We start from the raw sequence: 12,033 nt of genomic DNA, 5'->3' as shown, positions 1-12,033 counted from the left end.
TGGTTGTTGATCTCAAGCGGCAACCCGCTCAGACCTCCTCGACGCTGTTCGGCTCGCGCCGGGACAGGTCGATCCCCAGTTCCTCCGCCGCGCGGAAGACGTCCTCCTCGCTGTCGCGCATCTCGACCCGGCTTCCGTCGGACGAGAGCACTTCCACGTTCAGACACAGGGACTGCATTTCCTTGACCAGAACCTTGAAGGACTCCGGGATACCCGGCTCCGGAATGTTCTCGCCCTTGACGATCGCTTCGTACACCTTGACCCGGCCGACCACGTCGTCCGACTTGATCGTCAGCAGTTCCTGCAGCGCGAAGGCGGCACCGTAGGCCTCCAGGGCCCACACCTCCATCTCGCCGAACCGCTGACCACCGAACTGCGCCTTACCACCCAGCGGCTGCTGGGTGATCATCGAGTACGGACCGGTCGAGCGCGCGTGGATCTTGTCGTCGACCAGGTGGTGCAGCTTCAGCATGTACATGTAGCCGACGCCGACCGGCTCCGGGAACGGCTCACCCGAACGGCCGTCGAACAGCCGGGCCTTGCCGGAGCTGTCGACCATCCGGACGCCGTCGCGGTTCGGCAGCGTGGAGCCGAGCAGGCCGGTGACCTCCTCCTCCTTGGCGCCGTCGAAGACCGGGGTGGCGACGTTCGTCATCGGAGCCGCGGAGCCGGCGCCGATCTTGATCAGCCGCTGGGCCCACTCCTCCTGGTTCTCCGGGTCGATCTCCCAGCCGCGGCTGGCGATCCAGCCGAGATGGGTCTCGAGCACCTGGCCGACGTTCATCCGGCCGGGCACGCCCAGCGGGTTCAGGATGATGTCGACCTGGGTGCCGTCCTCCAGGAACGGCATGTCCTCGACCGGCAGGATCTTCGAGATGACGCCCTTGTTGCCGTGGCGTCCGGCCAGCTTGTCGCCGACCGAGATCTTGCGCTTCTGGGCGACGTACACGCGGACCAGCTGGTTCACGCCCGGCGGCAGCTCGTCGCCGTTGTCGCGGTCGAAGACGCGGACACCGATGACGGTGCCCTCCTCGCCGTGCGGCACCTTCAGCGAGGTGTCGCGGACCTCACGGGCCTTCTCACCGAAGATCGCGCGCAGCAGCCGCTCCTCCGGGGTCAGCTCGGTCTCGCCCTTCGGGGTGACCTTGCCGACCAGGATGTCGCCGGTGGTGACCTCGGCGCCGATCCGGATGATGCCGCGCTCGTCCAGGTCGGCCAGCATCTCGTCGGAGACGTTCGGGATGTCCCGGGTGATCTCCTCCGGGCCCAGCTTGGTGTCGCGAGCGTCGACCTCGTGCTCCTCGATGTGGATCGAGGTCAGCAGGTCCTGCTGTACGACGCGCTGGGACAGGATGATCGCGTCTTCGTAGTTGTGGCCTTCCCACGGCATGAACGCGACCAGCATGTTCCGGCCGAGCGCCATCTCGCCCTCGTCGGTGCACGGGCCGTCGGCCAGCGGCGAGCCGATCTCGACCCGCTGCCCGGCGTCGACCAGCGGGCGCTGGTTGATGCAGGTGCCCTGGTTCGAGCGGCGGAACTTCGCCAGCCGGTAGGTCTGGTACGTGCCGTCGTCGGCGGCGACCTCGATCAGGTCGGCCGAGACCTCCTTGACCACACCGGCCTTGTCGGCCACCACCACGTCACCGGCGTCGACCGCACCGCGGAACTCCATCCCGGTGCCGACCAGCGGCGCGTCCGCGGTGATCAGCGGAACCGCCTGGCGCTGCATGTTGGAGCCCATCAGCGCGCGGTTGGCGTCGTCGTGCTCGAGGAACGGGATCATCGCGGTCGCCACCGACACCATCTGGCGCGGCGAGACGTCCATGTAGTCCACGTCCTCGGTCAGCACGAGCTCGACCTCACCGTGGCGCCGGCGGACCAGCACCCGGTCCTCGGCGAACCGGTCGTCATCGGTCAGCGCGGCGTTCGCCTGCGCGATGACGAACCGGTCCTCCTCGTCCGCGGTCAGGTAGTCGACCTGGTCGGTCACCTGGCCGTCGACGACCTTGCGGTACGGCGTCTCGACGAAGCCGAACGGGTTCACCCGGCCGTACGTCGCGAGCGAGCCGATCAGGCCGATGTTCGGGCCTTCCGGGGTCTCGATCGGGCACATCCGGCCGTAGTGGGACGGGTGCACGTCGCGGACCTCGAAGCCGGCCCGCTCCCGGCTCAGACCACCCGGGCCGAGCGCCGACAGGCGGCGCTTGTGGGTCAGACCCGCGATCGGGTTGGTCTGGTCCATGAACTGCGACAGCTGGGAGGTGCCGAAGAACTCCTTCAGCGCCGCCACCACCGGGCGGATGTTGATCAGGGTCTGCGGCGTGATCGCCTCGACGTCCTGGGTCGTCATCCGCTCCCGGACCACCCGCTCCATCCGGGCCAGGCCGGTGCGCAGCTGGTTCTGGATCAGTTCGCCGACGGTGCGCAGCCGGCGGTTGCCGAAGTGGTCGATGTCGTCTTCCTCGACCACGACCTCACCGGTCGGCGCGGGCAGCTCGGTCTTGCCCTCGTGCAGGGCGACCAGGTACTTGATCGTGGCGACGATGTCGTCGATCGTCAGCACCGCGGTGTCGTGCGCCTCGTCCCGGCCGAGCTTCTTGTTGATCTTGTACCGGCCGACCTTCGCCAGGTCGTAGCGCTTGCCGTTGAAGTAGTAGTTGTCCAGCAGCGCCTGCGCGGCCTCCCGCGTCGGCGGCTCGCCCGGCCGCAGCTTGCGGTAGATGTCCAGCAGCGCGTCGTCCTGCCCGGAGGTGTGGTCCTTCTCCAGGGTGAGCCGGATCGACTCGTAGTCGCCGAACTCCTCGAGGATCTGCGCGTCGGTCCAGCCGAGCGCCTTCAGCAGCACGGTGACGTTCTGCTTGCGCTTGCGGTCCAGGCGGACACCGACCATGTCGCGCTTGTCCACCTCGAACTCCAGCCACGCGCCGCGCGACGGGATGATCTTGGCGGTGAAGATGTCCTTGTCCGACGTCTTGTCCGGTGTGCGCTCGAAGTACACACCAGGCGACCGGACCAGCTGGGACACGACGACTCGCTCGGTCCCGTTGATGACGAAGGTGCCCTTGCGCGTCATCAGCGGGAAGTCGCCCATGAAGACGGTCTGGCTCTTGATCTCACCGGTTTCGTTGTTCATGAACTCGGCGGTGACGAACAGCGGCGCGGAGTAGGTGACGTCCCGCTCCTTGCACTCGTCGACCGTGTTCTTCGGAGGCTCGAAGCGGTGGTCGCGGAACGACAGCGACATGGTGCCGCTGAAGTCCTCGATCGGGGAGATCTCCTCGAAGATCTCTTCCAGGCCGCTGGGGCCGGACAGGTCCGACCGCCCCTCGGCCTCGGCGGCGGCCACCCGGGCCTGCCACGTTTCGTTGCCGACCAGCCAGTCGAAACTGTCCACCTGCAGCGCAAGCAGATCCGGAACCTCGAGCGGTTCGGAAATCTTGGCGAAGGAGATGCGGCGGGAGCCGGAAACGTCGGAAATGCTGTCGGACTGGGGGTTGCGCGAGGCGACCAAGGGGCGTCCTTCCACGGGCTCGCAAAGAATCACTTCGGTGCTGGGAGCGCACGCCGAACCGCCCTAGTCAAGTCGAGACCCGAGCCAGGGTGGAGGTTAAAGGCAGCGCAAAGCAATAGGTTACCTGATCAGGGCAAGCCTGTCCAATGGGGTCCGACAGTCTGCCGTCAGACCACCCTCTCCGTCAAGGACCGACCCGGGATCTCCAGTGGGTAGACCACCCACGAGCCTCCCGGCGCCCTCCTGGTGCGGAGTCACAAAGAGACTACAGTCCGGCGATCTCCTGGACCAGCCATTGATCGCCGTTTCGGACCATCACGAACCGGGTCCGGTTCAGGTCCACCCGGGGCTTACCCTGCGTGATCGTGCTGGTGGTGGTCTGGTTCACGAAGATGATCAGGGTGACCCGGTCGGCGTCGCCGTCGCGGACCCCGACCTCGCGAACGTCGGCCTTGACCGTCGCCTTGGTCTTGGTGGCGAGCTCACCAGCCACCTTGGCGGTGTCGTCGAACTTCTTGGCGAACTCCGGGGTCATCGTCGCGCGCGCCGCGGCGAAGCTTTTGTCCAGGTCACGATAGTCGTAGCTGAGCGCGGTCTCGGCCGCTTTCCGCCCGGCCGCGGCGGCCTGGTCCCGGGCGTCCTCGGCCTGCTTGCCCTGCCACGCCTTGATCCCGAGCACCACCGCGACGGTCAGCACCAGGACCAGGGCGATGCCGAGCGCCGCCGAGAGGACGGCACCCACCTTCGACCGAGTTCCGTCACTTTCCGTAGTCAACGAGGTGGTGAACGAGGGCTCTTGAATGGCCTCGGAAGGCTCCGATGTGGCCGGGGTCACGTCCTCCGCCACCGTCTCCGGAGCCTCGGAGGCAGCTTCCGGAGCCTCGGGCGCCTCTTCTGGAGTGGTTTCTGTTTCAGGACTCAGGCTTGTACGGCGCTGGCCGGCGATGCGCGGGCGGTTGCGGGAGCGGTCCGGCATCAGCCCACCACCTGGAGGTCGGCGGTCAGCCAGCGGTCCTTCTCCCGGACCATGTCCAGCTTGATCCGGTACCGGCGCTCGACGCCGTCGGTGGAAGCGGTGTTGGTCACGACCGCGTTCACGATCACCAGCACCTGGGCGGAGTCCTTGTCGTTCGAGACCACCGCGGCCTCCTTCACGTCGCCCTTGGAGGTCGCCTTGTTGGTCTGTACTTCGGTCTTCACCGCGGCGATCCCGGCCTGGAACTCGTCCTTGAACTGCCCGGTCGAGTCGTCCAGCACCCGCTTCGAGTCGGCGTCCCAGGTCTTGTAGTCGTACGTCGTGAAGTCCAGCGCGAGCTGCCGGGCCGCCTTCATCGCGCCCTCCCGCTCGGTCTTCTCCGCGCTCTGCTTCTGCAGTGCGACCACCGACAGGGTGACGCCGGCCAGCGCGATGACGAGCAGCACGCTGAGCGCCCATGCCAGCACCAGCTGGCCTCGCTTGAACTTCACTTGCCGCTCACCGGTCCGAGGATGAGGGCCTTCCAGGAGTCGCTGCCGAGGTAATCGGCCTGCCCGCCGGTCGAGCCGAGGACGATCTCCGGCATTCCGCCGGAGCCGCCCGCGTCGCCGGTGGCCGGGTCGTAGCCGATGCCGTAGCCCGTGCGGTTCAGGTCCTCGCGGGTCGACGGGCTCGGCGCGTTCTGGGAGCCCCGGACGTTGACGCCGGTCGACGGATTCGCCGTACAGGACGCCTTGGTGTTGGCCTGCTTCTGCGAGGTGTCCTGCGGTACGACGTGATCGGTGCCGCCGTAGCCGGCCCGGCAGGAGGGCGGGTCGAAGCCGAGCACCAGGCCGAAGTGCGCGTCGTAGTGCCCGGTGCCCGCGTCCTTGGCCGGGACGATGTAGCCGCCCATGACCACCTTCGGGTACACCACCAGCAGCTGCTCGACGGCATCCAGCCGAACCGCGGTGATTTGGCTCATCGTCAGCAGGTTACCGAGCAGCACCGCGATGTCCGCACGGTTCTCCTGGATCAACGCGGTCACCTGCTCCGACGCGGCCGAGCCCTGGTCGATCACCTGGCGGATGTTCGCGTCCGAGGCGACCAGGGTGTCGGACAGCAGCGCGAGGTTCTTCGCCCAGGTCTGGATCGCGTCGCCGCTGGCCACCTGGGTGGCGAGCACGGTGTCGCCGTCGTTGATCAGCTTGATCGTCTGCAGGATGTTCGCGTCCGCGTCGTCGATCAGCTTGCCGGAGCTGTCGATGATCCGCTGCAGGTCGGTGCCCTTACCCTTCAGCGCGGTCCCCAGCTCCCGGATGGTCGTCCGGAGGCTTTCCTTGTCGACGGAGTTGACCAGTTGGTCGAGGTTCAGCAGCAGCTCGGTGGTGTCGATCGGGATAGCGGTGTCCTGACGGGCGATCTTCGAGTTGTCCTTCAGGTACGGGCCGCTGTCGCGCCGGGGCTGCAGGTCGACGTACTGCTCGCCGATCGCCGACCGGTTCGCGACCACGGCGAGCAGGTCGTTCGGGACCTTCACGCTCTTGTTGATCTCGAGGTTCACGTCGACGCCGTCGGGCAGCAGCTTGAGGTCGCCGACCTTGCCGACCGGCTGGCCGCGATACGTCACCTCGGCACCGCTGAAGATGCCGCCGGACTCGGCGAAGCTGGCGCTGACCGTGTACGTCTTCTTGAGGAAGAGCCGGTCGATTTGGGCGTACTTGCCACCGACGTAGGCCATGCCGACGACGGTGATCAGGACGAACACCATCAGCTGGATCCGGACCGCTCTGGTGATCACTGGGCCACCCCCGGCATCAGCACCTTGGCCAGTTCGGGGTCGAACCCGGACCGGTTGAGCTTCGGCGTACAGACCGGCAGGCCGAGGATCGTCGTACAGGTCGTCGCAGTGCCGGTCGGGACCGGCAAAGACGGCAGGCCGTTGGTGGTCGGGTTGTGCAGCGGGATGCTCAGCCGGTTCGTCGGCAGCGCGGTCGGGCCGACTGTCGGCAGGTTCAGGCCGAGGATGCCCTTCAGCGCCTTCTGGGTGTTCACGTCGAGGGTGATGCCCAGGTTGACGAAGTCACCCTTGGCCGCGATGCCGGCGTTGGTCGGGAACGGGTAGGTCAGCAGCAGCTCGAGCGACTTCGGCAGGTCCGCGCCGGCCTCGGCCAGCTTGGTCAGGATCGGATAGAGCGAGTTCAGGTTCGCCACCAGATCCTTCTGGGACGACGTGATCACCCGGGTCGCGGTGTTGCCGAGGGTCGCCAGCGCCTGCAGCGTCTTGACCAGCGCGGCCCGCTGCTTGTCCAGTGTCGCGATGGACTTCGGCAGTGAGTCGATCGCGGTCGCCAGGGTCGCCTTCTGCGCGTTGAGCTTCTTCGCGAGCTGATCGACGGCCTTGATCGCGGTGACGATCTGCTGCTTGTTCTTGTCCAGGGTGCCGACGAAGATGTTCAGCTGGTCGAGCACGCTGCGGATGGCCGGCTCGTTGCCGGTCAGCGCCTTGTTCAGCTCCTGGGTGATGATCTGCAACTGGGCCACGCCGCCGCCGTTCAGCAGCAGCGACAACGCGGACAGGACTTCCTCGACCTCGACGTTGCTGGTGGTCCGCGACAGCGGGATGACCTCGCCGTTCTCGAGCCTGCCGCGCGGCTTCTCCAGCCCGGTCGGCGGCGCGAGGGACACGAACTTCTCCCCCAGCAGGCTGGTCTGGCGGATCGTCGCCCGGGCGTTGTCCGGCAGGTCCAGGCTCTTCGGCAGCCGGATCCGTACCTTGGCGACGTACCCGTCCAGCCACACCTTCTCGACCGTGCCGACGGTGACGTCGTCCACCTTCACCGACGACTTCGGCACCAGGTCCAGTACGTCGGCGAACTCGACCGTGACCGTGTACGACGGCCCCTTGATCTTCGCGCCACCCGGCAACGGCAGCGAGTACACGCTGAAGTCGCACCCGGTCAGCAACATCGCCATCCCGAGCATTCCCGCGACAAATCCAGTGCGGCGCTTCATCGGACCAGGCCTCCGAGTGTCGGGTCCACCGGGTCCGGGCTCGACAGCTTCGGCTGCGGCGCGGGAGCCCACGGCGTACCAGCGGGGCCGCCGCTGGCCGGAGCGCTGCCGGTGAGTTCACTCAGCAGCGGCAGCTTCGGCAGGGCGTCGAAGACCGGCTTCAGCGCGGAGCAGGTCGACATCGGCTGGTTCGCCTGCAGCAACAGCGAGCAGATGAACGCGGCCGGGTCGTCCAGTTGCGCCAGGTTGACCCGCTGGTCCAGCGTTCCGAACTGCGGGTTGTAGATGCGGGCCAGGTTGCCCAGGCCGAGCGGAGCCGTATCGAGGACCTGAGCGATCGCGGCCTTCTCCTTGACCAGGATCTGCGACAGGGCCGTCGCGCTGGAGACTGTGGTCTTCAGCGTGGCGCGGTTGTCCTTCACGAAGGTGGCGACCTCACCGAGGGCCGTGGCCAGCAGGGACAGCGCGGCGGACAGGTCCTTGCGCTCGCCGGCCAGCGTGGTCGACGTGGCGGCGAAGTTGGTGTTGAACTGCCGGACCAGCTGGTCGTTCGCGGCCAGCGCGGATACGAACGTCTGCAACTGCCGGATCGTCTGGAACAGGCTCTGTGAGTTGCCCGCCAGCGTGCCGGTCAGCTTCGAGACATCGGTGATGGTCTGGTTCAGCTTGGCGCCCTGGCCGTTCAGGTTCGCCGCCGAGACGTCCAGCAGCCGCGACAACGCGCCCTGGTCGTTCGCGCCCTTCGGCCCGAGCGCAACGGACAGGTCGTTCAGGCTCTGGTAGATCTGGTCCAGCTCCAGCGGTACGGCGGTCCGGTCGACCGGGATCTCGGCACCGTTCGCCATCACCTCGCCCTTGGTGTACACCGGCGTGAGCTGGACGTAGCGGTCGGCAACGATCGACGGAGCCGCGATCACCGCCTTGGCGCCGGCCGGCACCTTGTGCTTGGCCTCCCACCAGAACTTCACCCGCACGGTCCGGCCGGCCGGGGTGATGCTCTCCACCTCACCGACCTTGACGCCGAGGATCCGTACGTCGGAGCCGGGGTAGACCGCGACCGCCCGCGGGAAGTACGCCGTGGCGTGCACCCGCTCGGGCTTCGGCCACAGCGTCACCACGCTGACCGCGATGATCACCACGACCACCCCCATCGCCACCAGCCGGGAGAACGACGCAATCCGGGTCATCAGCCACCTCCCAGGATCGAAGGCAGCCCGGGAATCGGGACTTGTGGTGCCGGGATCTCAGGCACCGGGACCAGGTTCTGCACGTACGAGTCGAACCACGGACCAGTGCCGAGCGTGTTGGTGAAGAGCTTGACGAACGGTGCCAGGTTGCGAATGGTCCCGTCCAATGCGTTCTGGTTCTTCAGCAGCACCGCGAGTACGGCGTTGACCTTCTGCAGCGTCGGGCCAAGATCCTTGCGGTTCTCCCGGACCAGCGCGGTGATCTGGGCGGACAGCTTCTGCGTCGACACCAGCAGCTGGTGGATCAGCGCCCGTCGCGCCTGTACCGCCTGGAAGACGGTGTTGCCGTCCTTCATCAGCTTGATCAGCTGCTGGTTGCGGTCGGCAAGGACCTTGGTGACCACATTGGAGTGCTGCAGCAACAGCTTCAGCTGCTCGTCCCGCTTCGCCACGTTCCGGGACAGCCGGGACAGTCCGGTCAGCGACGCCTGCACCTCTTCCGGGGTGTTCTTGAACGTCGCCGACAGCGTGTCCAGCGCCCGGGCCAGCTGCGCGGTGTCGATCCGCTCGGTCGTGTTGGCGAGATCGGTGAACGCGTCCACTACGTCGTACGCCGAAACCGTCCGGTCCAGCGGGATCTCGGAGCCGGCCTTGAGCTGACCGGAGCCGGCCGGGTTCAGCTTCAGGTACTTCTGGCCGAGCAGCGTCTTGATCTTCATCTCGGCACCGGTCTGGTCACCGAGCTTCACGCCCTTGTCCACCACGAAGTCGACCCGGACGTGGCTGCCTTCCAGCTCGACCTTCTTGACCTGGCCGATCCGGACGCCGGCCACCCGGACCTCGTCATTCGGCTTCAGCCCGGCCGCCTCGGAGAACTCCGCCGCGTACTTCGTCCCGCCGCCGATCAGCGGCAGGTCCTGCGCCTTGAACGCGGCCAGCATGATCAGCCCGAGCACCGTCAGCCCGATGACGCCGACGGTCACCTGATTCTGCTCCCGGAAGGGCTTCACTTCTGGCACCTCGCGGAGTTGTTGTCGTAGGCAACCGGGATGCGGGTCCCCAGCGGCAGCGTGACGTTGCCGTCGAAGTTGCACATGTAGAAGTTGAAGAAGGAGCCGTACGACGCCGTCCGGGTCATCGAGTTCAGCTTGGTCGGCATGTTCTGCAGCGTCTTCACCCAGATCGACTGGGTGTCGTCGAGGGTGCTCGCGGTGATGCGGAGCTTGTCCAGGTCCGCCTTGATCGGCACCCGGGTCTGCTGCAGCAGGCCTGCCGTCTTGGTGTTCAGCGAGTTGATCGAGCCGACCGAGTTCAGGATCGGGGTGATGTCCTTGCTCAGCCCGGTGATGAACTGCTGCAGGTTGACCAGCAACTGGGAGAAGTTCTGCTGCCGCTGGGAGACGATCTGCAGGGTCGAGGTCAGGTTGGTGATCAGGTCGCCGATCACCTGATCCGCGTCCGCCAGCGTGGTGGTCAGCGACGCCGTCTTGGCCAGCAGCGACTCGATCGTGCCGCCTTCGCCCTGCAGCACCTTGATCACCTCGAACGCGAACTGGTTCACGTCCGCCGGGGTCAGCGCGGTGAACAGCGGCTTGAACCCGTTGAACAGCACGGACAGGTCCAGCGCCGGCGTCGTCCGCTCCTTCGGGATGACGCCGTTCTTCTTCAGCCGCTCGCCACCGCCGACGCCGTCGGTGAGGGCGATGTAGCGGTTGCCGACCAGGTTGCGGTACCGCAGCGTCGCGTGCGTCGAGGTGTCGACGATCTGGTCGGAGTCGACGCTGAACGTCACCATCGCCAGGGTGTTCTGATACAGCGCGATCTTGTCCACCTGGCCGACCTTGACGCCGGCGATCCGGATGTCGTCACCCTTGTTCAGCCCGACCGCGTCGGTGAACACCGCCCGGTACTTCGTGGTCTGGTTGAAGCTGATGTTGCCGATCGTCACCGCAAGCAGCGCGGTCGCGACGGTGGTGACCACAATGAAGATCCCCAGCCGCACGGTGTCGAACGCCGTCTTCTTGTCGAGCAGCTTCACTTCATATTCACCTGCCCTCCGCGCATCAGGGGGCCGACCAGCAGGGTGGTCAGGTCCGGTACGTCGCCTGCCGCAACGCCCATCTCGGGTCCGACGACGGAGTCGATCACCTTCTGCTCGGCCGGGGAGCCGACACCCTGGGTGTCCATATCGAATCCCGGCATCGCGCGGTTCAACTGCAGGTTCAGCGGGAAGCGCTGGTTCTTGTTGTGGTCACCGATCACGCCGTCGTCGGCGACGTCGTACGGTCCCGGGTTCGCCTGTGTGTACGGCCCCGGGTTCGCGCCCGGCTTGCTGTAGTTCTTCCCGACGCAGACCGGACCACTGTGGTCCTTGTACACCGGCTTCTCGTTCGGCTCGTACGGCGTCGGCTGGTTGGTGATCAGCTCGAGGTTGATGTTCAGCTGCCCGTTCCGGAACACGTCGTTGAAGATCGGCGCCGTGTCGGCCAGCACCTTGAGGAAGCACGGGTACTCCGGCGAGTACTCCTCAAGCAGGTCCAGCACCGGCCGGCTCACCTCGCCGAGGCGGATCACCCGGTCCTCGTTCTGCTGCAGGAAGGTGTTCGTCGTACCGGACATCGTCTGGACATCGACGAAGAACTTCTGCAGCTGCACCTGCTTCTCCACCACCGTGTTGCCGGTGATGGTCAGGTTGCGCAGCGCCCGGACCAGGTCCGGCGTCGCGTCGGTGTAGATCTGGGAGACCTTGGTCAGCTTGGTCAGCGCGTCCATCAGCTTGGGGACGTTCGGGTTCAGCTTCTTCAGGTACTCGTCCAGCTGGGTCAGCGTGCCGGCGATCTCGGCGCCGCGGCCTTCCAGCGCGGTGGCCAGGGTGTTCAGCGTCGCGTTCAGATCGGCCGGGTCGACCGCCTGCAGCAACGGCAGCGCGTCGTTCAGCACCTTCTCGATCTCGATGCCGACGGCCGTCTTGTCCCGGGCGATCACGTCGCCGGCCTTGATGTGGCGTCCCGCCGATCCCTTCGGCGGGACCAGGGCGACGTACTTCTCACCGAACAGCGTCTTCGGCAGGATCCGGGCGCTGACCGCGCTGGAGATCTCGTTGATCTGATCCGGCTTGAGGGCCAGCTCGACGGTGGCCTCGTCGCCGTCGGTGGACACCTGGCGGACCTCGCCGACGATGATGCCGCGCAGCTTCACGTCGGCGCCCTTGTTCAGCTGCAGGCCGATGTGGCTGGTCTTCAGCTCGACGTCGACGGTCTTGGTGAAGACCTTGGCGTAGAAGGCGTACGTCAGCCAGAGCATGAAGCAGAGCACGCCGATGAAGGCGATGCCGAGGACCTTGTGCGGCATGGACTTGGTCATGA

9 protein-coding genes are annotated in these 12,033 nt (G+C 66.5%); all 9 read right to left on the bottom strand.

Annotation, left to right across the window (positions count from 1 at the left end):
* Window positions 1–28: 28 nt before the first annotated feature.
* The 9 genes from rpoB to EV646_RS11915 all read right to left on the bottom strand — a co-directional run bounded on the left by rpoB (window position 29) and on the right by EV646_RS11915 (window position 12,031).
* Window positions 29–3,511 carry a DNA-directed RNA polymerase subunit beta gene (gene rpoB / locus EV646_RS11955; RefSeq protein ID WP_132147569.1) on the bottom strand — a complete coding sequence of 1,161 codons (3,483 nt, stop codon included), beginning with the start codon at window positions 3,509–3,511 and terminating at the stop codon, window positions 29–31.
* A 265-nt stretch (window positions 3,512–3,776) separates the two neighbouring features.
* A complete protein-coding gene (locus EV646_RS11950) occupies window positions 3,777–4,253 on the bottom strand; it encodes a hypothetical protein (RefSeq protein WP_241995772.1) in 477 nt (158 codons plus the stop codon).
* A 233-nt stretch (window positions 4,254–4,486) separates the two neighbouring features.
* Entirely contained in the window at window positions 4,487–4,978 is a 492-nt protein-coding gene (locus EV646_RS11945; RefSeq protein ID WP_132147563.1) for a hypothetical protein, read from the bottom strand.
* Window positions 4,975–6,267: an MCE family protein gene (locus EV646_RS11940; protein ID WP_132147560.1), complete on the bottom strand. Its 1,293-nt coding sequence runs from the start codon at window positions 6,265–6,267 to the stop codon at window positions 4,975–4,977. Before EV646_RS11940 ends, EV646_RS11945 begins: the two co-directional genes overlap by 4 nt.
* Window positions 6,264–7,481, bottom strand: a complete 1,218-nt coding sequence (locus tag EV646_RS11935; RefSeq protein ID WP_132147557.1) for an MCE family protein — start codon at window positions 7,479–7,481, stop codon at window positions 6,264–6,266. Before EV646_RS11935 ends, EV646_RS11940 begins: the two co-directional genes overlap by 4 nt.
* Entirely contained in the window at window positions 7,478–8,668 is a 1,191-nt protein-coding gene (locus EV646_RS11930) for an MCE family protein (protein ID WP_199236934.1), read from the bottom strand. Before EV646_RS11930 ends, EV646_RS11935 begins: the two co-directional genes overlap by 4 nt.
* Window positions 8,668–9,678 carry an MCE family protein gene (locus EV646_RS11925; protein ID WP_132147554.1) on the bottom strand — a complete coding sequence of 337 codons (1,011 nt, stop codon included), beginning with the start codon at window positions 9,676–9,678 and terminating at the stop codon, window positions 8,668–8,670. The genes EV646_RS11930 and EV646_RS11925 overlap by 1 nt, the downstream gene beginning before the upstream one ends.
* Window positions 9,675–10,706: an MCE family protein gene (locus EV646_RS11920; RefSeq protein WP_132147551.1), complete on the bottom strand. Its 1,032-nt coding sequence runs from the start codon at window positions 10,704–10,706 to the stop codon at window positions 9,675–9,677. Before EV646_RS11920 ends, EV646_RS11925 begins: the two co-directional genes overlap by 4 nt.
* Window positions 10,703–12,031: an MCE family protein gene (locus EV646_RS11915; RefSeq protein WP_241995770.1), complete on the bottom strand. Its 1,329-nt coding sequence runs from the start codon at window positions 12,029–12,031 to the stop codon at window positions 10,703–10,705. Before EV646_RS11915 ends, EV646_RS11920 begins: the two co-directional genes overlap by 4 nt.
* Between the last annotated feature and the right edge of the window lie 2 nt (window positions 12,032–12,033).

The organism is Kribbella antiqua, from assembly GCF_004345665.1.
GTDB lineage: Bacteria > Actinomycetota > Actinomycetes > Propionibacteriales > Kribbellaceae > Kribbella > Kribbella antiqua.
The sequence above is the reverse complement of the archived record's forward strand: the minus strand, read 5'-3'. Positions and strand labels throughout refer to the sequence as shown.